Here is a 23,836-nt window from a genome sequence, read left to right as displayed (position 1 = left end):
ACTCTCATCGGGTAGAGGGCAGATTTCAATGGGGAGCCATAGGATTTCCCGATGAGTTTGTCCCTGGAGGACTTGCGGGTGTTCCGCTCGGTGGCGGCGGCCGGCAGCTTCGGCCGGGGCGCGGCCCGGCTGCACCTGAGCCAACCCACGGTCAGTGATCGGATGGCTCGGCTGGAGCGCGACCTCGGCGTCCGGTTGTTCCTGCGCGGCGGCCGGGGCGTGCGGCTGACTCCGGCAGGCGAGCGGTTGCTGCCCTACGCCCAGCGCTGCCTCGCTCTCGTCGAAGAAGCGGTCACCGCGGTCCGCGCCGAGGATGCGCCACCCGCGGTGCGGGTGGCCATGCACGCCAGTTTCGCGCCCAGCCTGCTCCCTGTGGTGTTGGACGTGCTGGCCCCGCTCGGCCGCGCGGTCAGCACCACCGACGCGCACAGTGAGGAGATACTCGACCGGCTCGCGGACGGAACCGTCGACATCGGACTCGTCGTGCCCGTCCCACACCCGAGCACGATCGCCGTCGTGCCGTTCCGCACCGACCCGATGATTTGCGTCGCACACCCCGACCACCCGCTCGCCCGGCACACCGAACTGAGCGTCGCCGAACTCGCCGAGGCCGCGATCGCGTGCACGGCCTGGAGTCCTGGCGCCGAGCGGTTCCTCACGCTGCTGCGTACCGTGCCCATCCCAGCGCATCGGCTGCACACCATCTCAACGGCGGAAACGGCGGCTGCCCTCGCTCGCCGCCGCTCGCACGTCGGTGTGCTGCCCCGCGTCGCGGTCGCCCCCGACCTGGCCGACGGCACCCTGGTCGAACTCCCGGTGAGCGACCTACCGGACTGGTCGCTCACCCTGGCACTGGCTTACCGCGCGGCCGAGGCGTCGAGTCCAGCGATCCACACGCTGCGCGGCCATTTGCTGACCTGACAGTCGGCCCCTGCAGAACGGCTCAGCCGTGGCGCCCCGAGTAGCGTAGTTGTCTCATATCGGTACAACGTGTACCGTTTTAAGCGTGACTGTGACAACAAGTGAATGGCCGGCCGAGCTCGACGTCGCGCAGGTGCGCATGGCCCGGCCGACCGACAAGCTCGCCGAGGTCGAGGAGTTCTACGCGACGGTAATCGGACTCCCGGTGATCTATCGGTTCGACAACCACGCCGGCTACGACGGGGTGATGCTCGGGTTGCCCGGCACCGGATACCACCTGGAGTTCACCACCCACGTCGACGGCAGTCCCTGCCCGGCTCCGAGTGCGGAAAACCTGCTGGTCCTGTACTTCCATGGCGATGCACGGATGTACGAGGTGGCGGAGCGTTTGGGCGTGGCCGGGCACGAACCGGTCGCTGCGGAGAATCCGTACTGGGACGGGGTCGGCGCGCTGACCTTCGAGGACCCAGACGGCTGGCGAGTCGTCCTGGTGCCGAAGCCGGTCTTCTAGAGTTGCGCGTGTGGTGCGCCCCCGAGATACCCGGATAGACGACGCGATACTGGCCGCGACGATCGACTTGCTGAGCAAGGTCGGCTACCAGCAGCTCACCATGGGTGCGGTCGCGGCCGAGGCCGGCGTTCATCGCCCTGCGGTGTACCGGCGCTGGCCGTCGAAACGCCATCTGGTGGTTGACGCCGTGGCCCGGACGATGGGTGTCACCCCGACTCCCGACACCGGAGACCTGCGCCGGGATCTGGTCGACGGGATGACGACCTTGGTGCGCTCACTGTCCGGCACCGCTCTCGGCCGCGCACTGCCCGCCCTGATCGGCGATCTCGCATCCGATCCCGAACTGGCCGCCGAGTTCCGCCGTCGGATCTTCGACGCTCGCCGCGCGACAACCGCCGCCACCCTGCGTTCCGCGATGGAACACGGCGAGGTCCGTTCCGATATCGACCTGGACTTCGTCCTGGATGCCCTGGCTTCACCGCTGTACTACCGGGTGTTCTTCGGCCACCTGCCGCTCACCGAGCGGGTGGCCGAACAGGCCGTCGACGGTGTCCTGACCGGCATCCGGCGTGAACCTGGCCGGCCCCGGACCGCACTGGAGAAGTGACGCACGACCACTTTGCAGCGCTGGCAACAGATCCATGACTTCCTCGATGCCGGAGCGGGTATGACTTCGGATATGGGCATCGAGGACTCACCGGCTCCCCAATGCGCTCGCGGAGCGGCCCTGGCTTCGTTTAGGGTGACGATCATGGCCTACCTGTTCGTCCGTCTCCGGACTGCCTGAGACAGCTGCTCCACCGGCCCTTTGCCGGCCGGTTCAGCTCGTCATATCCGCACGGTCTCCGGTTGGTGCCCTCGATTGGGACCCGCCGTCGTCAGGTCTCGATTCCTGTCACCCCTTTTCCTGCGTCGGCGACGTCTGGCGCACTTGATCCGATTGGACGACTTCTCATGTCTTGGAACACCTCGTCACGCCCACGCTCGGCGCCGACCTTCGTACTGGTGCACGGCTCGGGCTCCAGTTCGTTCATGTGGGCCCCGATCCAGCGTGAACTCGCACTGCTCGGTCACCGCAGCTTCGCCGTCGACCTCCCCGGGCACGGCTTGGACGCGCAGTACCCGGTCGCCTACCAGGCACCACAGGACCTCGACGCGTGGGCGGCAGAGCCCTCGACGCTGGCCACGGTCACCTTGCGGGACAACGCCGACCTGGTCGTCGACACCGTCCGTCGCCTCGCCGAGCACGGGCCGGTGGTGCTGGTGGGTGCCAGTCTCGGCGGCACGGCCATCAGCGTGGCCGGGAACCTGGTACCGGACCTGGTGGACCGGCTCGTGTACATCTCCGCCTGGTCCTGCGTGGAACGAGCCAACCCCATCGAGTACTTCGGAGAGCCCGAATTCGCCGCCAACCTGATGGGACCGCTCGCCGCGCTCAACGTCGGCGACCCGGCCGAACTCGGGGTCGGCCGGGCCAACTACCGCACCGCTGACCAGGACCTGCTCACCGCCATGAAGGCGGCGATAGCGGCCGACATCACCGATGAACAGTTCCGGGCCTTCCTCAACATCCTGCAACCCGACGAGTCCATAGCGGTGATGACCGGTGACGCCCGGGTCGAGGCGGACACGTGGGGCACGATCGCCCGCAGCTACATCCGGCTCACCGAGGACCGTTCGATCCCGATCGCCATGCAGGACAGGCTGATCGCGGAAGCGGACGCGTTGACTCCGGACAACCCGTACGACGTCCACACCCTGGACACCTCCCACGTCGGGTTCGTGTTCCGGGCACCGGAGGTGGCCGCCATTCTCGACAAACTCTCCGTGTAGAGAACAGGTGCTGTCCGGAGCCACGTTGGTGTCGGATCAGGTGTTCGACGTGGTGTCGCCACGCAGCAACTGGGCTCGGCGGCTTCACGAACTCTTGAGCGCCCCAGAACTGAAGCCCAGTAGTCGAAACCACCGGCCCGGCCCACCCGAATCGAACCAAGATTTTCACCGCAACGAAAAAACGCCTGACCTGCACACGAACAGGTCAGGCGATCTAGAAGACTGTGGACCTCAGGGTTTCTTACTCGAACAAGGCGACCCAACGCGGGGGTCCGGGGGCTTGCCCCGGGCGGGGTGTGGGGCTGCGCCCCCACAGAACACGCGGAACAGAAAAGGCTCGCGCTCTCCACGAGCACGAGCCTGCCATCTGTGGAGCTAAGGGGACTCGAACCCCTGACCCCCTCACTGCCAGTGAGGATCTTGCGAGCTTCCTACCAGCACAAACAGAGAATGCCCCGGTGGTTCGCTTCCGTTCAGCTCACCTCGGCGCCGTTGGACGCGGCTGGACACGCACCCGCGCTCCAGGTTTGCTCCAAGAAAATTGGTGTGAAGCAGGAGAGTGCGCCGTTCAGGCTCCCCGTCCCCGTGCTGGTCCCGGTGTCGGTCACCAGCGGCAGGACGCGGGACTCGACTCTGGGAGTGTGGCATCACGCCCATCACGGTGGTGGAGCTCTCGGCGGGCGAGGCCGGGATCGTCCGCTATGGCGCTGGCGACCCCGGACCGCTTCGAATGAGCTAGCGGAGCACCCAGGCCGCTGGCCGGCCGCTGGTGCATGGGGCCATGTCGACGTTTTCTGCGGCCCTGGTCAGGCAGAGCTCAGGTGCCGCGGCCGACCTGATCACCAGGCTGCCCGGCCTGCCTTGCACCAACCAGGCCTGCGTCGAGCGCCCGTTGACGCACGGCTCCAGGCTCACTGCGGTATTTTCGATGTCCTGCTGGATGCAGTGGCTGGTGACCGCGGAGCTGCGCAGCTGGGTCCTGCTGTTGAAAACGCCTCCCCAGCCCCACCGCTGGAAGGACCCGGTGTTGCAGCCAGTGGTGTACAGCTCGGTCGGCCGGTGCTCGTTGTAGCCGTCCAGACAGCCGGTGCCTGAAGGAACCGCGAATTTGTTGGTGGCGGCCGACGCCGGCGCGGCGGTGGCTAATGTCACCCCGGCCGCGACCGTCAGAGTCAGCACCGCGGACCCGATCCTGCGAACCATCGTTTCTCCCTTTCTCCTCACCCCTCGGTGACGACGACTCTGCCCCACCGGCCGTGTGAATTCCTTGCAGTGGCCTGCACGTCGCAGCTCAGCCCGGGCATGGTGGTGGGTTGGGAGGTGGGTCGTCATGCTGCGTCTGCTGGGTGAGGTAGTGGTAGGAGAGGGCGGGCCACGAGAGCTGGGTTCGCCGAGGCAGCGGTGCGTGCTGGCGGCGCTCGCGGTCGATGCGGGGCGGGTCGTCACGGTGGAACGGCTCATGCAACGTGTCTGGGGCGATGACGCGCCGGTACGGGCTCGGGAGACGCTGTACAGCTACGTCTCCCGTCTCAGGCGCACGTGCGGCGTCACCATCGACCGCCGCTCCGGCGGCTACACGCTCACCGCGCAAGCTGTTGACCTGCACGTGTTCCGGGACTTGTGCGCCGAAGCACGGCAGCACCAGGACAAAGCCGCGGAGTTACTGACCGAGGCGCTGCAACTGTGGCGGGGTGAGGCGCTGACCGGGCTGGACGGCGAGTGGGCCGGTGCCGAACGCGGCAGGCTGGCGCGCGAGCACCTGACAGCGCGGCTGGACCTGGTCGAGGCACGGCTGCGCTGGGAGGAGGGCGGCGAGCTTCTGGAGGAGGTGGCGGCGCTGGCCGAGGAGCACCCGCTGGACGAACGCGTGGCGGGCCAGCTGCTGCGGGCGTTGGCCCAGTCCGGGCGCAGAGCGGACGCGCTGGAGCACTACCGCCTGTTCCGCGCCCGGCTGATCGACGAGCTCGGGGTCGAGCCTGGCGCCGCGCTGCGGGAGGAACACCAGCGGCTGCTCGCGGACTCTCCTGTGACCACGAGACCTGCCGTTGTGCTGAAGCAGTTGCCTGCGGCGCCAGCGTTGTTCGTCGGCCGCGAGGACGAGCTCAGCAGGCTAGGTGACGCGGAGTTTTCCGGCACTCTGGTGATCTCCGCGATCGCAGGTGCCGGCGGTATTGGCAAGACGTGGCTCGCGCTGCACTGGGCGCACCGGCACGCCGCGCAGTTCCCGGACGGGCAGCTCTTCGTCGACCTGCGCGGGTTCGCGCCCGAGGGCAGGCCGATGGATCCCGCCACGGCGGTCCGCGGCTTCCTCGACGCGCTCGGCGTCGAGAAGATGCCGTCCGATCCGCACGCGCAGGCTGCGTTGTTCCGCAGTCTCGTGGCGGACCGCAGGATGCTGCTGGTGCTGGACAACGCGGCGGGTTCCGCCCAAGTCGCTCCCTTGCTGCCCGGCGGCGGGTCATGCACCGTCGTGGTGACCAGCCGTGACCGCCTGCCTGGGCTGATCACCGGGCACAACGCGCGGCACGTGCCGCTGGACGTGTTGCCAGGCGTCGAAGCCCGCGCGCTGCTGACGCACCGTATCGGAGCAGAACGCTGTGGCGCGGAACCAGAGGCTGTCGACCGGCTCACCGCGTTGTGCGGAGGGTTTCCGCTGGCGCTGGCCATCATCGCGGCGCACGCGCACACCCGGCCGAACACCCGGCTGGCCGACCTCGCCGACGATCTCCACGACCTCGGCCTGAGCGCGTTCGACGACGGCGACCCGGCCACGAGCCTTCCGGCGGTGCTGTCCTGGTCGGTGCACGCGCTGACCCCACGCCAGGCCGAGGCGTTCCGGTTGCTCGCCTTAGCACCGGGCGAGGACATCGGACTGGAGGCGGCCGTTAGCCTCACCGGCTGGGCAAGAGCGGACACACGCCTGGCATTGCGAGGCCTTGAACAGGCATCGTTGCTGAGCCAGTACGCGCACGGGCGGTATCGGATGCACGACCTGGTGCGCAACCACGCCGCGAGCACCTCTGACCGTTCTCCAGAGACAGATGAGGCCCTACGCCGAGTCGTGGACTTCTATCTCTACTCCTCCGTGTCGGCGGACAAGGTGCTCAACCCGCCTCGTGAACCCGTTGTCCCAGCGCCGGTCGACGTGCACATACCGAAGGACACCGCCGAGGCCATGGCGTGGTTCGACGCCGAACACGGCTGTGTGCTCGCGGCGCTGCATATGGCGGCGGAGACCGGCTGGCACCGCACCGCGTGGAACCTGGTGTGGGCGCTGGAGACCTACCACCGTCGACGCGGTCTATTGCGCCTGCGGCTGGAAGTCTGGCAGATCGCGCTCGCCGCTGTCGAGCACGTGCCGGACCACGCCGTGCTCACGCACCGCCTGCTCGGCCGCGCGTACGCTGATCTCGGCTGGCACGAGAAGGCCGACGACCACCTGCGCCAGGCATTCGATCTCGCCGTGCGCGACGACGACCGCACCAACCAGATCCACATCCATCGCACCCGTGCCGCGGCACGTGCTGCACGGGGTGACATGCACGCGGCCTACGCACACGCGGCCGAAGCACTGCGTCTGTGTGAAGGGCTCGGCAAACCGGTGTGGCAAGCCCGTGCGCTCAACGCCGTTGGCTGGTACGCAGCCCATCTCGGCCACCACGCGGAGGCCTACGAACGTTGCGCGGCGGCCTTGGAGTTGTTCGAGCGGAATGAGGATCCGGAGGGTGTCGCGACGACGCTCGACAGCCTCGGCTTCATCACATACGGCCGCGGCGACCACGACCAAGCCGTCGCGCACTACGAGGCGGCGCTGGCACGCTACGACGAACTCGGTTTCGTCTCGGATATGGCCGACACCTACGACCGCCTCGGCCACGCGCACCTCGCACTCGGCCGACCGAATCGGACGCGGGCGGCGTGGCAGCTGGCGGTAGAGCTGTACACGGCGCAGCAGCGCGACGAGGACGCCGAACGGGTACGGTGGCAACTCATCGAACTCGGATGAGCTGCCACCGCGACAACAGAGAGCACAACGATACGACCAGCGCCGCAGCCAACCCCAAGATCGTCAGCTCAAAAGCGTCTCCAGAGGCGGGGTGACGTAGTAGTACGCACGGGCAGCACGCCCGGCTACAGCGTGCAGTGGTCAAACGGTTGGATCGATGGCCGAAAACGACTAGATGGCGTGCTCGACAGACTGGCGAGCGGCGTTCACGATCGGATCCTGTTCACATCGAGGGGACATGCGGTGGGAGGCCGACCAGGTCCAAGGTCCACAGCAAGACACGGGCGCCAGCAAGTCGGCTTCGCATTGCACTCAGGCGATTGCGTCGCGCAGACCACCTCACCACATTGTTCACCCGAACGAAGTACCCACAGCCGCAGCGCTACACCAGCGGCAAGGTGGGGAAGTACGTCCGACCGGCGCAGGTCTAGTCTGCAAACACAGCAGAAGTCTGGCTGCTTGAAGATTTGCTGGCGCAGTGGCGCGGCCGTGCCAGAACTGCTGCGCTTCGACTTCAGGCTGTCTCAAGTAACGGCCGTGTGGTGGGCGGCCAACATCGAACACGTGCCGTATAAGCGAAACCAGCGCACCACTGCGGGCCCTTTCTGCCAAGCTGGCGCTATGAGGTTCCGAGCACTCATCGTCGCGATAGTTGTGGCCTTGGTGGCGTGGGGTGTGTGGATCGGGTGGCGGCGACACACCCTCGCGTTCCTGCCCAGCGAGAACGTGTTCGGCAATGTGGGTTACGTGTACGACCCGGTAACCGACCGCCGCATAAGCTTGGTGGCAGCGGGCGCGATCATGATTGTCGGCTACCCCGTGCTGATCTTGATTCTCGCCGGGCTGGTGACGCTCCTGTTCAAGGGCCATGCCGCAGACATCAAGGTCGGCTGGCGAGCGCTGCGAGTTCGTCCTGTGGTTCTGGGAGGTGGCACTGCCGTAGTCGCAGTGTTGCCGTCGACCTGCCTGCTGGTCGGCTATGCGGTCCACGCGCCAGAGGGCATGACGTTCGGCACGTACCTGCGTACCGCGCTTTTCACCGACATCCCGGCCACGGCGACCATTTTCGGCGCGGTTCTCGTCGTGACGGTGTACTTAATGGCGGTTGGGCCTTGGATGCTCGACTATCTTCCGCGCGTACTCCGGTGGTCCCGGATGCACCGGATGATCAGCGGCAAAGCGGCGCACGACGACGACGTCGCGGCCGCGGTGGCCCACCTGGAACAGGACTTCGCCGTCCGCCCGTACCGCGCCCAGCTGATCGTCTCCGTGCTCGCCCAGATGCAGGTCGCCAAGCTGGACGGCGGTGAGCCACTCGACGAGGCGATCCTGCGCACGATGGCGCTCATCCCGTCACTTGAGGAGCCCGCCTGGACGCATAGGATTTCACCGCTCTTGTATGACCTCGACGCGCGTTACCAGTTCGCTGAGACCCTGGTGAAGACCTACGCCCGGTCGGATTCGCGCGCACACCTCGACGTGGCGATCCGGCTCCTCGAAGGAATGCACCGACGCCCGCCGATTACCACCGCCCGACGCCGGCGAGCCTTGATCGCGTTGACCCTCGCCAAGGCGCTGCACCTACGTGACTGGGCCGATGACAGGACCCGCGCACACGCTCTCGTACAGCGCGCGGCACGCGTCGCACCCGACGAAGCCCGAGAAGCACGCGCTGTCTTGCTGCTCGCACCCGGCAGCGAGCGTCACGAACTGGACGAGGCACTCACCATCCTTCGTGACCGCTGCGAAGGCGAGCGGAAGAAGCTGATCGACGGTTTGATCCGCCGCTACGAAGACAGTAACGATCCAGCGGACCTGCACGAGGCCCTGGGGCTCACCCGTGAACGGCTCGCCGAACCCGGCGAAGACGACACGGAGGTTCTCGCGGCCCACTTGGCAGCGCTCGGCCACCTGAACGATCTCGAATCGCCGGAGCTAGTCGACGCGCTGGACCGCGTGGACGCGCTGGCCGATCCGCCCTGGCGACTCGCGCACCAGGCGACGACGTTGAAGGGCTTCCGGGCGATGGAACGCGGCGACATCGACGGCGCGTTGACGCACTTCGACCAGGTATTGAGGCTGGTGAACGAGGCCGCGTCGCTCGGGCTCAGCCGGGCCGACCGACAGTCCGTCCTACGGCAGTCTCGGCTCGCCCCGACTACGGCGGCCGCGCTGGCGCTGATGGCGGGACGGGTGGAACGGGCTGTTGAACTACTGGAAGTCAGCCGGACCGTCATCTGGTGGCAGGTCCGGGAGCTCCGCGGCGCCGACACCGGCGACCATGCGCCGCGGCTCGCCGAGGTCCGGGCGGCGCTGCGGCAGCCGAACTACCCGGAAGCCGGGTCCGGGCAGGATGTCCTCGCCGCGCACCGGCACGCCATGACCCGGGCGGAGCTGGCCCGCGAATGGGACGAAATGGTGCAGCGACGAGCCTTCGGGCACCGGATCCGGTTCGCTGAGCTACGGGAGGCCGCACGAGGCGGACCGGTCGTCATGATCAACACCAGTACCCGGCGCTGTGACGCGATCATTGTGCTGGCCGACCAGGACCCAATCCACGTGCCGTTGCCCGGCCTCACCGAGTCCGACGCGACGGTGTGGGCCGAGGGCCTGCTCCACGCCGAGACGCGACGGATGAACGTGCGGGCCATCGCGCCCCGGCTGTGGGACATCGTCGCGGCGCCAGTGCTGGCCGCCGTCGAACCACACCTCGGCCCGTCCCGGCGAATTTGGTGGTGCCCTACCGGCGCGCTGACGTCGGTGCCGGTGCACATGGCGGGACGAGACGAGGATGCCGTGCTGGACAAGGTCGTCTCCTCCTATACGCCCAGTCTGTGGTCCTTGCTCGACGCTCGGCGCGGTGACCGGACGAGTACCGTCGAACCGACGATGTTGATCACCTCACTGCGCGACACCCCGCCACGACCCGACGGCACGACATGGGCCGCGTTGCCACACGCGGAAGAGGAAGCCGATCTGATCTGCGCGCGCATACCCGCAGCGACGAAACTCGCCGAGCGCGAAGCCACGGTCGCTGCGATCAGAGCCGCCTTGCCGGGCAGCACCTGGGCACATTTCGCCTGCCACGGTGACCTGCGAGGCCTGGTGCTGCAAGACGGGAGCCTGGGCATCGACGAACTCACCGATATGGACCTCGAGGGCAACGAGGTCGCGTTCCTGTCGGCTTGTGTCACGGCCGTTCCCGACTCGCAGAACCTCGACGAGGCCCTGCACCCAGCCGCAGCACTGCACCTGCAGGGCTTCTCCCACGTGATCGGAACGCTGTGGCACATCCGCAGCGAGGACGGCCCGACGGTGGCCGACGACTTCTACACCCACCTGCTCGATGACACCTCACCGGCGCTCGCATTGCACAGGGCGCAGCGGCGGCTGAGGATCGTGGCGCCGGACGACCCGGCGCGCTGGGCCCCGTTCGTGCACATCGGGCCTTGATACCGTCTGCCCGTACAAAGGAGTGGAGAACCCATGCCGTCGTTGTTCCGCCGTGGCGGACGGCCTGAACCACCGCCGGCCCCCGATGAGAGCGCGCTCGCACTTGCTTGGTTCTGCGACCGGCTGCCGGGCCTGCGCGCGCAGGCTGACCGGCTCGGGTGGCGCCACGAACTGGAGGCCGAGGTCCAGGCCATCAAAGCCGGGCAGCCCGCCGCGAAGGCGTTGCACAATCTCCTGCTGGACGACCCCGCCACCGACCGCGGCGATGGCGCGGCAGGGCTGCAAGAGTTGTGGGACCCCGCACCGATCGGGCAGCGATTCTCCTGCCCCCGGTTCATCTGCCCCGAACGCGGCCGCGGCGAAGACGCGGCCGAGCCGTGGTGCAATCTCGACGACCGGCCGATGAACCCGTCCGCCCACCGGCTCGGGCCCTAGTGGACAAGCTGCTGCCCGGGCTGGGCACCAAACTGGCCGAACGGTGGATCAACCTGCTCGCCCTACCCGGCGTCCTGTTCACGGTCGTACTGGCGTTCTCGTGGTGGGTGCACCCCGTCGGCGCCGTCGACCTCGACGCGCTCGGCCGCAGGCTGACCGAGATCGCGGTACCGAAGCAAGGCACGCAGTTGACGATGGTCGCCAGTATCGGTGCGGTGATCGCCACCGCATGTGCCGCAATCGCCGCCGAGCTCAGCCGGCCCATCGCCCGGATCTGGACGGGACGTGACCGGGGCGCAATACTGTTGCTGCAGCCGTTTCTCCGCCGCCGAATCCGGAAGGTGCGCGCTGCCGCACCCGCCGGATACGGCGTGCCTGAGCGCTACCTCCCGGCTCGTGCCACCCGGATCGGCGATCACATCCGGCTGGCCGAGGAACGGATCGCAGCCCAGTACGGTGTCGCACTGGTCCGGGTCTGGCCTCGGCTGTGGCACATGTCCAACGCGGACGAGCGGGCAATGACCCAGCACGCCTGGGATCGATACACCGCGGCCGCCATGCGTGCAGCCTGGGCGGTCGGCTACCTACTGACCGGATTACTCTGGTGGCCTGCGGCGGTGGCCGGGTTGTTGCTCTACTTGAGCGCGTGGTCTGCGGCCCGCCGCGCAGCCGCAGACCTGCAAACCGCGATCGAGGCCCTCACCGACGTCAAGCTACTCGATCTCGCCGCCGCGATCGGAATATCCCCGGCGCATGGCAAATTCACCCCGAACGATGGGGCCGCACTTGAGACCGTCCTCGACAAGGGGTCGTTCCTCACACGCTGATCACCTCCTCGGCTCACCCGAACGAAGCGACAGCCAGCGCACCGTCTCCACGATCCTCGACACGTCGCTCATGGCGTTGCTGGCCGACGCTGGACCGGTCGGTGACCTCGGTCAGCGCGGGCGGGGCGTAGTAGGTGCTGGCGGCGCGCCGCTGGGGGCGGGCAGCCCAGCAGTTCGTAGGCGGCGCCGGTCACGTCCAGCCCGGCGAGCTGATCGCGGGCGTCGGCGAGCGCGGCCGTGGGCACCGGGCTGGGCTGCGCGGGCCAGTCCGGCGGGGTGAGGCCGCGGTGCTCGGCGACCCGGTCGATCAGCAGCCGCATCGTGGCGAGTACCGCGGACTAGGTGCCCCGGCGAGCAGGTCGACGGCCGCGCGCACCCGCAGCCGCGGCGACAACGTGGCGGTCATCGCCGTCCCCCGAGCCGGTCCAGCCAGCCGGTGCGCCGTTCCGGTGCCGGGCGCGAGCTCACCGAAGCTCCACAGCAGATCGGTGGGCTTGGTGTAGCCGCGGATCACCGTGGCCACAAAGCGAATTGCCCGGTAACTGTCCAGAGAGGACAGACTGAAGTCGTGGGCGGGGCGGACGGCGAGCGGGGCGACGGCGGCGGCGCGCACGTCCTGCCCATGGGGCCCGGCCCAGCGGGTGCACACCGGGCAACGCCAGAATTAGCCCGCCTCGGTGCTGCCGAGTTCGACGTTCTGGCTGTCCCCGCCACAACTGGCCGGTCATCTCCCGGTGCCGGGCCGTCCTGCAGAAGGCGCGGCGCTTCGATGAAGCCATCACTGCGCACGAGCGGGCCACCGCGATCTACCGGGAGACCGCCACGGTGACGGCACCGCGCTGAGCAACCTCGGAGTCGCGTTCTATGAGGCGAATCGGCTGGTGGATGCGAAGGATGCCTGGGCGACGGCGGTGTCCGCATTCGAGGAGACGGCCGCCCCAGACGCAATGGCAACCTTGACCGAGTGGCTCCGCGCATTGCAGTAGAGCCCGGAGTTTCACAGCGTTGGTCGGCGGCTGACGCGGTAACCGGTCTGGCCATCGGCTCTCGCGTTGGTGTTGGCCAGCTTGTTGCCAGGTGCTACCGCCGTAGCCCGGATCTCCCCAGGGACACCGGCCGCTGGGAAGCGATCGTCGATGGCATGCTCGCCAAGGTCTACGCCGGTTCGGGCGACCACGGCATGGCTATCAAGCACGGCGAAAGCAGCGCGTGCCGGCGTCACCGGATCGGCGATTTCGACGGCGAAGCGTACGCGCTGACCCCACTCGCCCAGGCTTGACAGGGCCTGGGCGAGCACGACCGGGCAATCACCCACTGCTGGCAGGCGATCGCCCTCGGCCGGGCCTCGCTCGGCAGCCAGCACGAGACCCTGGCACCTCCTTGCCGTCCTGGCCGGCTCCCTGCACCATCTCGACAAGGTCGACGAGGCCTGGCCGGCTGGCGGGAAGCCGCCGCGATCTGCGCCGAGCGATGCCTGGACGCCGACGCTGCGGCGATCCACCAACGCCTCCGGGCCGCCTTGCCCCCTGCTCTCGCCAAATCAGCGGGTGATGGGGGTGCGCCCCGAGGCCAGCAACGCGCCGGTGTGACTGCTGTACTTGTCCGACCAGGCACGGAAGGTGTACCGGCCGCTGACCCCGCCGACCTTCGGGGTCCAGCACCGCGTCTGGCCCGGCTCCACGTGGTCGTTGCCACCCGGGCTGTCGCACGTGACCTCAGAGGTCTGGGATCCGTCCCGGTAGATCTGCAAGTAGACCTGCGCGTACTGGCTGGCCGTCATCTTTTCGTTGTAGATCACGAAGCCCCAGTAGTTGTACGCGCTGTCGCGGCACAGTTCGACGGTGCCGACCTGGGCACCACCGGTCGTCGCCGACACGGGCGCGGTTTTCACGATGGTGCCGTAGCTGCTGCCGTACTGGCAGTGCGGAGCCGCATCCGGTTGCGCCGAAGCGGGCACCACCGCACCCAGCAAAGCTGCGCTCGCCACTCCGAGCGTCGCGAAGATTCTCCTGAACATGGCCTACTCCCCTTTTCGATGCGGCGATCGCCGCGCCAAGCCAGGATGAACAGTCCGCCTTGCGGTTTCCTTGCGGTAACCCGTAGGCCCCAGCAAGAGACAGTGTTCACCGGTAGCTCGCCCCGCAGGCGACGGCATAGCCAGCCGGGGTATCGCGTGCCAGTTTCAGCACAGCAGGAAGAACGGAGACATATCGGAGCCCACACTGGCCACCAGCAACTGCAAACATGATCTTTAAGTCGGCAAATCCGCAGGTAGAAGCCAGGCAACTGCGACTTGTTTCAAGATCATCACGGCCTGACCCGCGAACTTTTAATCCCCGGGTTTGCCGTGTCAACGAGTGTCGCTGTATGTCACCCAGGGCTAACCTATGCAGGTCAGGCGACATTTTGCGCGGACGTTGATGCCGTGCAGTGTCGCGGCGTATCGGGTGCTCTGGGAGCAACGGGGCCCAAACGGAGACCGTGATGTACCCATCGGCGACGCCGCGCGTAGCGGAGTAGGTCCGCGTCACGACGGCGGGGTCGGCCGGCGAGAAGACGGGCCCACCGACCGTTCACGAACACCTTCAGCAGTGGCGTGTCGTTGACGTGGGGTTCGGTCTCGCATACGTCGGTGACTACGAACCGCGTCGCTGACGGCCGGGAGCGGGGCAGCGACCAGCCGGCCCCGCTCCGCTGCCCCGCCTCGTTCTCGCCGAGGTGTGCAGGAGGTAGTCGCGGACCAGACGGATGCGCTGGGAGGGTGTAGCGCCACAACTGGCGAACACGATCAGTAGGACAGGGATCAGCAGTCGAGCCAGCAGGTAGCCGATCACCAAGTACGACGCGACTGGTGACAGCCCGGCCAATTGCTCGATGATGGTGTTGACGAGGTTGGCCGACGACGCAGCGAGGGAAATCATGAAGGGCTCCGCGACGGGGTTGGTGGCCCGCTCTCCGGACCGCTTGACCACCAGTCCGCCACCGGTCCTGCTCGTCCCACACCCTGCCGCGGACGGCCGAGGCACTGACCTGCGCCGTCCTGGCCAGGTTCCGGACCGGCACAGACGGGCCGTCTGGTGAGCCCGCGTCTGGGACCTGCCGCCGGGATTCCCGAACCTGCCCGGGCGGCGCTGGTGGCCGCGCTGCGGAAGCTGATCGGCGAATCCCGGTTCGACACCCTCGGCGAGCTCAGCGACCACATCCCCGGACGGCCGGGGAAGCGGCGGCTCTCGGAGCTGGCACGCGGGACGGGCAAGTTTCCCGAGCTGCACGAAGTGACCGCCCTGGTCGAGACCTGTGACCCCGGCCAACAGGCGCTCGCTAAGCAGGGCGACCTACCCACCCTCACCGCCCGCGCCAACAACGACGACACAACCGCCACGCGGGCACTGGCCCAGCTACTCACCAAACGAGGCGACGTCAAGACCCTCACCGCCCGCGCCAACAACGGCGACGAGGCCGCCGCGCAGGAATTGGCCCAGCTGCTCACCAAACGTGGCGCGGCTCGCACGGATGACGAACTCGCTGACGGCTCGTCCCACAGCAGGAGTGACCCGCGAGGCCTTGGAGAATGACCGTTTCTTGAACGCAGGCCCCGTCCTCACGCACACCGTCACGTTCGTCCGGAAACGGGGCCACTGTGCAGGCAGACGGCTCGGCATTGCTGCTCGACGTCCGGCCACCCCAACGGATCAACCAACGAGACCGCGCGGCGTTCGAGGCCACGGCCTGAGCGGAGGTTCGCGATCTTGATCACCGGCTGTGGGCGGCCGAAATACGGAGAAGGGGGCGCTGGGCATCGTTACTGTGGATGGCGTGGAGCGCCGTATCGACCTCAGCAACCTTGATCTGGACCGGGCAGCCGAGATGGTGGCCGCCCGGTGCGCCGGCTGGCGTGAGCGCGGTCTTATGGTTGCCGAGCTCACCTGGATGGACAATGACGTCTCGTGGCCGGCACCGCTTCTGCGGGATCGCGGCCTGGTGAGTCGGCCGAAGTCGTTGGGTGCGCGGGTGCACGGGGAAGCGGGGGAGGCGGAGTTCGTGCTGTACGCCGGCGGCTGGGCGGACGTAATGGTCATTCATCCACACATCGACGAGCCGGCCAGCGAGTATGTCGAACTGGACGACGTTGAGGAGTTCGGGTCCGTGCTCGACCGCGTCGTCGGGTTCCTTGCTTCAACCGGTCGAGCGCGAGGTCGGTCGTCGTGAACGGTCACGAGATCACCGCAGCGTTCGACGACATCTTCGACCAGGCGCTGATCTACCACGGTTTCACCGACTACATGCGCGACTACGAGATCGTCGCCTACTGCACCGCCGATCCACGCACCGGAATTCCGCCGGCGCACCTGCGTTACCGCTTCATCCACTGCGTCCGCGCATCGGTGACCTCGTCGGTCACCCCGGAAATCTGGAGCCGATCGCTGGACGACCGGCTACTCGACTTCGACCAAGGCCGTGAACTCGACGGCTATGGCTGGGGCGCTCGATGGCAGGTGCTCTACCCAGGCGCGAAATTGCTGTCCGGCACCGCGGAGACCGCCATGTGGGCCGACCGGCTGGGATGCCCGTTTCACGAAGCCGTGATCGAAGCCAATGGCCACACCATCACCCTCGTCTTCTCCGACCTCTCGGTCGACCACATCGAGCCCGGCTACGCGCCCTTCACCGTCACCGATCTCTGACCCGCCCGACTCCCAGCACGAGTAGACGTTGGCCGCCACCGTGTCCTAGCCCGTACCGGTACGCAGGAGGGCGTACTCCTCTCTCCACTCCGATGTGGATTGTGGCGGCGCGAGTTCCACTCCAGCTATCCCGCCGGTTGCGCCGAACTCCGTCATGAGCGCGGCCATCAGAGTGGAGGCCTCGTCTGTCGTTTCGGGCGCGTTCAATGGATCGTCGAGACTGAGGCCGAGTACGAGGGCGCCTTCTTCGGTAATGGTGATGATGGCGCCATAATGCGCGATTGCTCGTAGGTACAGGGAGAAGACACGTTCGGTTTCGCCATCCCGGCTCAGCTCCGCCAGCGCCTCAGCATCACCACGAGCGGGTTCGCGCAAGACAAAAGTCCGAACGAACGCAGGGAATCGTGGATCGCCCGGCTGCTCGACGTCAACGTAGCGATCAATGAAGCGCGACAGCGAGCCGTCCACGTCGCCGGGCTCGACCCACACGTAGACATCAATTGCTGGGGGCACACCGGATGGTACCGCACTGCCCGGCCGGGTCACGCTCATCGGCAGAAGAGCGCATTCGCGGCAGTAGAAGACTGACGCGCAGGTACCGCTACCCAGAACGCGTTCTTACAACGACACCGAGCTGCAAGGTTGGTCCTATCGCTGGCACCACGCAGCAGGCCCGTGGACGCAGGTGCGCCTGCCCGCCAGGACCAGCGTGGAGGCGAACCTGGCGTGGCACACAGGCGACAGGCAGGCGAAGTCCTGCACGGGCTGCTCGGATACGCCTTGGCGCGCACGTCGGCACGTTCGACCCGATCGCCCAGTACCTCCTCGCGGCCGACGACGCCGCCTACCTCGGCCCGGCCCGGACGCCCGCGGCCGCGGCGGCGGACCGTCGGCGTACCGCTATCGCGCGGATGCCCGGCCAGCTCGCGTCCGAACCGCCGCAGCCGGGTCGCCGAGACCTTAGTGCGTTACTCGGCGGCGATACGGGTAAGCACTGTGCCGACATGCTCGATGGTCCAGCCGCTCGAGCACATGTCGTCGCGCTGCCACCGCCGCCCAGCACGAGCTCGTTCAAGACCCCGACAACGTGACGACATCGCTAAATGACGCTGACACGCCCTCCGGGCCCTGAGACCGAGCCGCGTTCGGCTCCCTCCCACCGGGGTGTTCCTGCGTGATTGCCTTCCGCTTCAGGTTGACGAGTTCTCCGTGATGCCGCTACCACATCGACGCACTTGTGCACTTCTACCTGCTCAGGACGACAGCGGGCGACCATCGTCAGCGTCAACGCGAGCGCAGGTCAGGGTTTGTAGCCGACGGCGCAGCCGATGAGTTCCTGCTCCGTCGTGAGGGGGCGGGGCGGGGGGCCGTCCGGCCACCACAGGTCGCACGGGACGACGGTGGCGTCCATGCCGGGTTGCGGGGCGATGATCTCCAGCCCCGGCATCATGGACAGGATCTCCGCGCGAGTGCGGAACCAGCCCGACCCCATCGCGCTGTGCGAGAAGATGTCCTCCATGCGGCGAGCGACCTCGCTGAGTTCGGCCCGCTCGGGGTCGTAGAAATGACTGAGTGCGACCCACGAGCCGCTCGGCAGCGGGTCGATGTACTGTCGCATCAGGTCGGCGTAGTCGTCGCCTGGGTAGTGGTGGATCGTGCTGCTGTGAACCAGACCGATCGGCCGGCTGAAGTCGATGTGATTCTGCACGATCGGGTCGTCGTAGACCTGGCTCGGCTCGTAGATGTCGGCCGAGGCGATGTAGGTCTTGCTCTCGTCGGCGAGGAGCGCCTTAGCGTGCGCGAGTACCACCGGGTCGTTGTCGGTGTAGACGACGACCGCATCCGGGTTGGCTCGCTGCACCACCTGATGAACGTTCTCCGCGGTCGGCAGCCCTGAACCGCAGTCGATGTACTGATCGATCCGCTGACCGACCATGCATCGCACGGCCCTGGTCAACCAGTTGCGGTTGGCCCATGCCATGTCCCGGATCTCCGGCGCGACCGCCTTCACCTGCCTGATGACTTCGCGGTCGATTTCGTAGTTGTCTTTGCCACCCAAGGCGGCGTCGTACACACGCGCGATACTCGCGCGGTTCGGATCCACCCCGACGGGCACGGAGCTGGGCGCCTTCGCATCGGTCGGTGACATGGGCTACCTCGCTGGCCTGGATGTCGTAACGGACTCTGTCTCAACGTAGCGTAGCCAGCCCAGCACCGGCGAGGGTCACAGCGGACGACGCTAGGAGGTTGAGCCGACAGGCTGTCTCCCTCCCGAGGTCGGGCGCGACTCCACCAGTGGCTCGGCGCACGCGCTGCGCTTCGGACGGAAGGGCCACTCGGGGACCGACGCAGTGCAGGACAGGATCCTGTGCTACTTCGCCGCGACCTTCTTACGGGCGGCGCGCTTGCGCGGGGCCTTGCCAGCGACCGGCTTGCGCTGCGCCTCTTCGAAGGCCTCGGTGATCTCGGCCGAGATCCGGCCGCGCTCGGAGACCTGGTAGCCGTTCTCCCTGGCCCACTCGCGGACCTGACGGGCCCGCTCGCGGTCGGCCCCGCTGGAGGAGGAAGCCGGCTCGCCGGTGGCCAGGCGCACCTTGCGGCCGCCGGTGCGCCGTCCGGCCGCGACGTAACGCGCGAGCTCGTCGCGGAGGTTGGCGGCGTTGTCGTCGGACAGGTCGATCTCGTAGGACACACCGTCCAAACCGAACGGCACGGTCTGGGTGGCGATCTCGCCGTCGATGTCGTCGATCATCTCGACCAGAACCTTCTGCGCCATGTCGTTCACTTTCTATACGTGGGTATCGCGTGTGGATCCCACTATAATCACGATCCGCGATCCACAGTACGCGGACCCATAGTCTTGATGTCCTCGGGCGACACTTCACGTGCTCAGCAAATCGGAAGCATCCAGCTCGACAACGGATGCTTATTGTTATTCTCGAGATCCAGCTAGCTCCTGATCGCGAGGTTACTTCTGCCCCTACGCGGCCGCCGAGCGCCAGTGGGCATGTTCAGGTTCTGTGCTGCTGGCGGCCATGGCCTTCTCCCAGCGAGTCTGGAGGGCGTCGAGCAGCCTTTGTTCCACTGCGACGGCCACATGTGAGTAGGTCTCCTGGACCTTGTCTTCTAGGACGTGGCCGAGTCGCAACGCTTGGGCGATTTCGGGGACGCCGTCGTCGATCATCCATGTCTTGTGGCTGTGGCGCAGGCCGTGGAAGGTGAGTCCGGGTTTGATCGCGACGAGTCGGATTTTCGGTGTTTTGACTTGGGCGTTGCCGTCGGCTGCGGGTCGCAGTGCGCGGCGGGCGAAGTTGCTACGCCGGTGCAGCTGGTTACTGGTTGTCACGAACACGTGGTCATGTTTCAGGGTGGCCAGGTGTTGCCGGAGCAAGATGACAAGGAAGGGGGGCAGGGTGATGGTGCGGGCGGATTCCTCAGTTTTGGGCGGGCCGAGATGAAGAGGTCCCTTGTTCGGCTCGTGCAGTGCGCCGTTGTCGGGGTCGATGACGATGAAGCCGGTGTTGTCGTCGAAGAGGTGCACGTTGTGGCGCTGCAGCCCTACGAGTTCTCCCCAGCGCGCTCCGGTCCAGGCCGCGACGAGGATGAGTAACGCGCCGGCTGGGCTGTAGTAGCGGGCGACCTGGTCTGCGATGGCCAGGACTTCGTGGGGCTCTGCCCAGATTTTGCGGGGTGTCCGTTTACTTCGGCGTCGACGACCTCGCCTCTTTGCCTGCAGGGGGTTCGCGGCGATGATCTTTTCGAGCGCGGCGTCGGTCAGCATGAGCGACAGGCATTTGATAATGCTGTCCACGGTCGTCTTGGCCAGCTTACCAGCTCGGAGTTTCTTTTCCCATTTACGTATCCCGAGATTGCTCATGCCGCTGAAAGGCTCGCTCCCCCACTGCGGGAGGATGTGGCACTTGAGGAAGCTTTGGTAGTTCTCTTCGGTTCGCTGGTCGACGTCGAGCGAGTCGATCCATTCGGGAGCAAACTCGGCGATGGTGACCTGCCCGGCGACCGGGTCGATCCAGCTCCCTCTGCGCTGATCGGTTCCCATGTCTGCGATGTAGGTTTTCGCCGCTTTCTCATCGGGGAAGCCTGGAATGGAGCCGATGCTGTCGTCCTCTCGGCGGTACCTCACGCGCCAGGACAGGTCACCAGTTTGTTCAGCCCAGGGCATCGCTACCTCATTTGTCGTGGTGTGGGGGTACGTCGGCTACTGGACAGCCATTGATGCTCAGTTGCTATGCGGAGGGCCAGCTTTTGTTGGAGGTTTTTGGATTGCCTCGGATCGTCATGGCCGTCTGCGGCGAGTTGCGGTCCGGTGGGCGGTGTGCCGCGTCGGTGGCGGCCGTCGTGTGACCGGTCGCATATTGGAGGAGACGATCGCGCGCAGGTCGTCCTCGGAGAATCGGAGGTGTTTCCCGAGGAGTGTGCACGGGATGGAGCGTGTGCCAGCTTTGCGTCGCAGCCACGCTTCCTTGACCGTCAGCCGCTGTGCGGCTTGCGCAGGTGTGAAGAGCAGCTGGTCGCCGCAGGATTCAGGGGCAAAGCGCGCTTGGGCCCGGGCATTGTCTGTGGTTGGATCGGCCGGCGTCGAGGGTGGATGGCATGGCTGGGCCTGGTCGTCAGTCATCGGAGATTCCTTGCCGGTCAGGGACGCTGTTTTCCTGGAGTGGATGGCTCGCCGGAGCGGCAGGAGAACGGGGAACATCCGTCGGGGTCGTCTTCGTCCGCGCCGGGCCGACCGCGGGTGGCCTCAAGGTCGACCTGGTCCAGCGGGAGTAGTGAGCGGTGGATGAAGAAGCGGCCGCGCAACGGCTTGCCACCGGCGTTCGCGCGTGGGCTGCCGTGGCGGATCGCCTTATCGAACTCGATCAAGTCGGCCCACGCCTGCGGATCGGTGTCGCGGATGTAGCGCAGTCGAGAGTTTCCGGAGTAGGGACAGCCGATACACGAACTTTTCACCACGTCGCCCAGTCCTCGCTCGCGCAGGTAGGTTAGGCAGTCCGAGCGCGACATCCCGAGATCCAGCAATGGGAAGATGTTGCGGGTGTAGTTGACGTCGGAGTCTTTGGCGCGGTGGAATTCGTCGGTGGAGATGCCGATGGCCTGGTCGACGAACACCCCACGTGGCACTCGCACCGGGTGCGGGTAGCCGAGGATCTCGCGGACCGCTTTCTTTAGTGGCCGGATTTTATAGTCGCCAGTGCATTGGCGGCGTGCCATTCCCCTTGAGCCGTCGGGGTTTTTGACGAAAAACGGCATGGTCACGAAGCGCGCGTTGGGGTTCAGGGTGTCGTGGCGGATGTTGCCGCCTGACACCGTCAGCACCGGGATCCCTGCTTGTGCGCCGAGCCGGCGGGCGGTGTCGAGTTGCGCGTAGACCTGCTTGGGTTCCCAGCCTGTGTCGGCGAACAAGGCCGCGTCGAAACGCGGGATCCGTCCTTCGCAGGCGAGCAGGAGCACGGCCAGGCTTTGCACTCCGGCGCCCAGGCTCAGGTAGCGCCCGCGCGGCTGGCCCGGGTAGCGCTCGGGACGTGGTCGGCTGGCGCGTCGGCCAGCGGAGCGGGGTGGGCGAGTCGAGGGGTGGAGCCGGGAGGCGCTGCGCGTGAGGGCCGACGCACGGGGCGTCCGTGTCTGGCCGGGGCGTGCCGGGCCGGGTCGGGTGGTGGTCATGATGTGCTCCCAGGAGTGGTCAAGCGGGGAGGTCGTGTGGCTGGGCGAGCAGGCGGTGCCGCAGGGCGCGGCGGGTGTCGGTGGTGGGGTTCTGTGCGGCCCAGAACAGGGCGGTGGTGATCAGGGCGCGGTGGGCTGGCTGGTCGGAGAGCACCCACTGCTCGGCCGGGCGGAGGCGGTTGTTCTCGTCGCGGGTGCGCAGTGCCTGGTAGCCGGTGTATTTGAGGTTCGTCAGGATTCTGGTGACGGCCGAGACGTGCCAGGTGCCGCTGGTGCCCGGTGGCGGGTAGCGGTCGGGATGGTTGTTGAGCCGCTGGGTGATCTGGTCGATGTCGAGCCCGGTGACCGCGCGCCAATAGAAGATGTGCTGCACGACCGGGGCGCTCAGTGGGTCGGGGGTGAGCCGGGTCCGGGGCCTGCCGCTGCCCGAGGGGGTCCCGGCGACGTCCATGGTGCGGTAGCCGTAGGGCGGGCGGTGCACGTTCCAGCCTTGGCGGACCAGCGCGGCGGTGGCCTCGCTTGCGGTGCCTAGGACGGGTTGCTCCGCGGTGACGTCCACCTCGGCCGGAGTTCCTCGCAGAGGGCGCTCGGCCGGTGCGGGTATGTCGCGTGGAGCGCCGCGGCTGTGCCACGTGCGCAGCCAGCGTCGAAGCTGGTGCAGGACTCGGTTCGGCCGGGTTGTGGGCATGGCGGTACCTGCTTTCGGTGCGAGTGCGGTGGAAGGGGCGAGGCACCCTGGCTTCGGGGACGGCTGGCTGCGGAGGTGTCTCGCCGAGTCGGCTCAGGGGGTCGTTGGGATTGCGGGTGCTGAGCGGGCGGGGCGTGTCCGGGTCGAGGACCGGGCGGCGGGCCGGACCTTCGTTGCCGGACGCCGGGGCCGCCCCGTGCTGGTCGTGTGTTCGCGCCGAGCCTGGGTGGCGGTGCGACGCTGCCGGTGGTTCGGCGGGTCGGTCTGGCGGCAACCGAGCGGGGTGTGGACGAGTGCGGCCAGGTCGTCGAGCAGCAGCGTCACGGCGTGGCAGGCTTGCGCCGGCATGACTCCGTTGCCCAGGGCCCGGAGTTGCGCGGTGCGGGGCAGGTCGAGGTGTTCGGCGGTGACCCAGCCTGGGGGCAGGCCCATGAGCCATTCGACGAAGGGCGGCGCGAGCACGGGGCGTCCGTGCCGTCCGGGCTGGGTGGGGTACGGCGCGGGTCGGCCGGTGATGAGTTCCCAGCGGTGCACGGCGGCGGCGTACTCGCCCCAGTCCACCGGACCGGGTTCAGCGCGTGCGGCGTGGCGGGCGCGCGGGGCGCGGGCGGTTGCCACGGTCACTCACCTCCTTCCGAACGCGGGCCTTCGGCTTCGTTGTGGGCGTGGTGACGGCGATGACGACCGAGGGCAGCATCAGATCGCCCTTCGAGCCGCGCTGCGCCGGGCACCCCTTGGTGCCGTCGGTCGCCCGCGGGGTCGGCAGAAGTCGTTGAGCGTCCATTGGAGACGTGCCTC

The 23,836-nt window shown here is 67.4% G+C and carries 23 protein-coding genes and 1 tRNA gene; 12 read left to right on the top strand and 12 right to left on the bottom strand.

The window, feature by feature from the left end:
* Nucleotides 1-51: 51 nt before the first annotated feature.
* From YIM_RS07885 to YIM_RS07870, 4 genes are all read left to right on the top strand, one after another.
* Nucleotides 52-921 (top strand): LysR family transcriptional regulator, encoded by an 870-nt coding sequence (locus YIM_RS07885; RefSeq protein ID WP_153029705.1) that lies wholly within the window; start codon nucleotides 52-54, stop codon nucleotides 919-921.
* 85 nt (nucleotides 922-1,006) lie between these two features.
* Nucleotides 1,007-1,432: a VOC family protein gene (locus YIM_RS07880; protein ID WP_228004612.1), complete on the top strand. Its 426-nt coding sequence runs from the start codon at nucleotides 1,007-1,009 to the stop codon at nucleotides 1,430-1,432.
* A 13-nt stretch (nucleotides 1,433-1,445) separates the two neighbouring features.
* Complete coding sequence (locus YIM_RS07875) at nucleotides 1,446-2,039, top strand: TetR/AcrR family transcriptional regulator (RefSeq protein WP_228004611.1); 594 nt, start codon at nucleotides 1,446-1,448, stop codon at nucleotides 2,037-2,039.
* Between the two features lie 347 nt (nucleotides 2,040-2,386).
* Complete coding sequence (locus YIM_RS07870) at nucleotides 2,387-3,265, top strand: alpha/beta fold hydrolase (RefSeq protein WP_153029703.1); 879 nt, start codon at nucleotides 2,387-2,389, stop codon at nucleotides 3,263-3,265.
* Nucleotides 3,266-3,635: 370 nt separating this feature from the next.
* On the opposite strand, the gene YIM_RS07865 is transcribed toward YIM_RS07870, so the two are convergent.
* Nucleotides 3,636-3,722 (bottom strand) — tRNA-Ala (locus YIM_RS07865).
* 278 nt (nucleotides 3,723-4,000) lie between these two features.
* Nucleotides 4,001-4,468 carry a ricin-type beta-trefoil lectin domain protein gene (locus YIM_RS07860; protein WP_194240076.1) on the bottom strand — a complete coding sequence of 156 codons (468 nt, stop codon included), beginning with the start codon at nucleotides 4,466-4,468 and terminating at the stop codon, nucleotides 4,001-4,003.
* Nucleotides 4,469-4,595: 127 nt separating this feature from the next.
* Here YIM_RS07860 and YIM_RS07855 point away from each other — a divergent pair, with 127 nt between their 5' ends.
* The 4 genes from YIM_RS07855 to YIM_RS07840 all read left to right on the top strand — a co-directional run bounded on the left by YIM_RS07855 (nucleotide 4,596) and on the right by YIM_RS07840 (nucleotide 11,986).
* Complete coding sequence (locus YIM_RS07855) at nucleotides 4,596-7,271, top strand: BTAD domain-containing putative transcriptional regulator (RefSeq protein WP_153029701.1); 2,676 nt, start codon at nucleotides 4,596-4,598, stop codon at nucleotides 7,269-7,271.
* A 489-nt stretch (nucleotides 7,272-7,760) separates the two neighbouring features.
* Entirely contained in the window at nucleotides 7,761-10,724 is a 2,964-nt protein-coding gene (locus YIM_RS07850; protein ID WP_153029700.1) for a CHAT domain-containing protein, read from the top strand.
* Between the two features lie 33 nt (nucleotides 10,725-10,757).
* Entirely contained in the window at nucleotides 10,758-11,159 is a 402-nt protein-coding gene (locus tag YIM_RS07845) for a hypothetical protein (RefSeq protein ID WP_153029699.1), read from the top strand.
* Nucleotides 11,159-11,986, top strand: coding sequence for a hypothetical protein (locus YIM_RS07840; RefSeq protein WP_153029698.1), 828 nt, complete (start codon nucleotides 11,159-11,161; stop codon nucleotides 11,984-11,986). The genes YIM_RS07845 and YIM_RS07840 overlap by 1 nt, the downstream gene beginning before the upstream one ends.
* Before the next feature lie 68 nt (nucleotides 11,987-12,054).
* On the opposite strand, the gene YIM_RS07835 is transcribed toward YIM_RS07840, so the two are convergent.
* Both YIM_RS07835 and YIM_RS07830 read right to left on the bottom strand, forming a co-directional pair.
* Entirely contained in the window at nucleotides 12,055-12,306 is a 252-nt protein-coding gene (locus YIM_RS07835; protein WP_153029697.1) for a hypothetical protein, read from the bottom strand.
* Nucleotides 12,294-12,599: a hypothetical protein gene (locus YIM_RS07830; RefSeq protein WP_153029696.1), complete on the bottom strand. Its 306-nt coding sequence runs from the start codon at nucleotides 12,597-12,599 to the stop codon at nucleotides 12,294-12,296. The genes YIM_RS07835 and YIM_RS07830 overlap by 13 nt, the downstream gene beginning before the upstream one ends.
* A gap of 528 nt (nucleotides 12,600-13,127) precedes the next feature.
* Here YIM_RS07830 and YIM_RS07825 point away from each other — a divergent pair.
* Nucleotides 13,128-13,265: a hypothetical protein gene (locus tag YIM_RS07825; protein WP_153029695.1), complete on the top strand. Its 138-nt coding sequence runs from the start codon at nucleotides 13,128-13,130 to the stop codon at nucleotides 13,263-13,265.
* A gap of 261 nt (nucleotides 13,266-13,526) precedes the next feature.
* Here YIM_RS07825 and YIM_RS07820 read toward each other — a convergent pair whose 3' ends face one another.
* A complete protein-coding gene (locus YIM_RS07820; protein ID WP_153029694.1) occupies nucleotides 13,527-14,003 on the bottom strand; it encodes a hypothetical protein in 477 nt (158 codons plus the stop codon).
* A gap of 1,117 nt (nucleotides 14,004-15,120) precedes the next feature.
* On the opposite strand from YIM_RS07820, the gene YIM_RS07815 reads away from it, so the two are divergent.
* The 3 genes from YIM_RS07815 (at nucleotide 15,121) to YIM_RS07805 (ending at nucleotide 16,671) form a co-directional block, all read left to right on the top strand.
* Complete coding sequence (locus tag YIM_RS07815; RefSeq protein ID WP_153029693.1) at nucleotides 15,121-15,561, top strand: hypothetical protein; 441 nt, start codon at nucleotides 15,121-15,123, stop codon at nucleotides 15,559-15,561.
* 241 nt (nucleotides 15,562-15,802) lie between these two features.
* Entirely contained in the window at nucleotides 15,803-16,195 is a 393-nt protein-coding gene (locus YIM_RS07810; RefSeq protein ID WP_153029692.1) for a hypothetical protein, read from the top strand.
* The gene (locus tag YIM_RS07805; protein WP_153029691.1) at nucleotides 16,192-16,671 is read left to right on the top strand and encodes a hypothetical protein; all 480 of its coding nucleotides are present in this window, start codon (nucleotides 16,192-16,194) and stop codon (nucleotides 16,669-16,671) included. The genes YIM_RS07810 and YIM_RS07805 overlap by 4 nt, the downstream gene beginning before the upstream one ends.
* A 45-nt stretch (nucleotides 16,672-16,716) precedes the next feature.
* On the opposite strand, the gene YIM_RS07800 is transcribed toward YIM_RS07805, so the two are convergent.
* The 7 genes from YIM_RS07800 to YIM_RS48535 all read right to left on the bottom strand — a co-directional run bounded on the left by YIM_RS07800 (nucleotide 16,717) and on the right by YIM_RS48535 (nucleotide 23,662).
* Nucleotides 16,717-17,223 carry a hypothetical protein gene (locus YIM_RS07800; protein ID WP_153029690.1) on the bottom strand — a complete coding sequence of 169 codons (507 nt, stop codon included), beginning with the start codon at nucleotides 17,221-17,223 and terminating at the stop codon, nucleotides 16,717-16,719.
* A gap of 748 nt (nucleotides 17,224-17,971) precedes the next feature.
* Nucleotides 17,972-18,820: an SAM-dependent methyltransferase gene (locus tag YIM_RS07795; RefSeq protein ID WP_153029689.1), complete on the bottom strand. Its 849-nt coding sequence runs from the start codon at nucleotides 18,818-18,820 to the stop codon at nucleotides 17,972-17,974.
* A gap of 222 nt (nucleotides 18,821-19,042) precedes the next feature.
* Nucleotides 19,043-19,447, bottom strand: coding sequence for an Lsr2 family protein (locus YIM_RS07790; protein ID WP_153029688.1), 405 nt, complete (start codon nucleotides 19,445-19,447; stop codon nucleotides 19,043-19,045).
* A 204-nt stretch (nucleotides 19,448-19,651) separates the two neighbouring features.
* Nucleotides 19,652-20,851, bottom strand: a complete 1,200-nt coding sequence (locus YIM_RS07785) for a site-specific integrase (protein WP_153029687.1) — start codon at nucleotides 20,849-20,851, stop codon at nucleotides 19,652-19,654.
* A gap of 473 nt (nucleotides 20,852-21,324) precedes the next feature.
* The gene (locus YIM_RS07780; protein ID WP_153029686.1) at nucleotides 21,325-22,140 is read right to left on the bottom strand and encodes a hypothetical protein; all 816 of its coding nucleotides are present in this window, start codon (nucleotides 22,138-22,140) and stop codon (nucleotides 21,325-21,327) included.
* Nucleotides 22,141-22,369: 229 nt separating this feature from the next.
* Nucleotides 22,370-22,909, bottom strand: coding sequence for a recombinase family protein (locus YIM_RS07775; protein WP_194240075.1), 540 nt, complete (start codon nucleotides 22,907-22,909; stop codon nucleotides 22,370-22,372).
* A gap of 222 nt (nucleotides 22,910-23,131) precedes the next feature.
* Nucleotides 23,132-23,662 carry a hypothetical protein gene (locus YIM_RS48535; protein WP_194240074.1) on the bottom strand — a complete coding sequence of 177 codons (531 nt, stop codon included), beginning with the start codon at nucleotides 23,660-23,662 and terminating at the stop codon, nucleotides 23,132-23,134.
* Between the last annotated feature and the right edge of the window lie 174 nt (nucleotides 23,663-23,836).

Origin of the sequence: Amycolatopsis sp. YIM 10, from assembly GCF_009429145.1 — a bacterium.
Classification (GTDB): domain Bacteria; phylum Actinomycetota; class Actinomycetes; order Mycobacteriales; family Pseudonocardiaceae; genus Amycolatopsis.
This window is presented reverse-complemented; position numbering and strand designations above follow the sequence as displayed.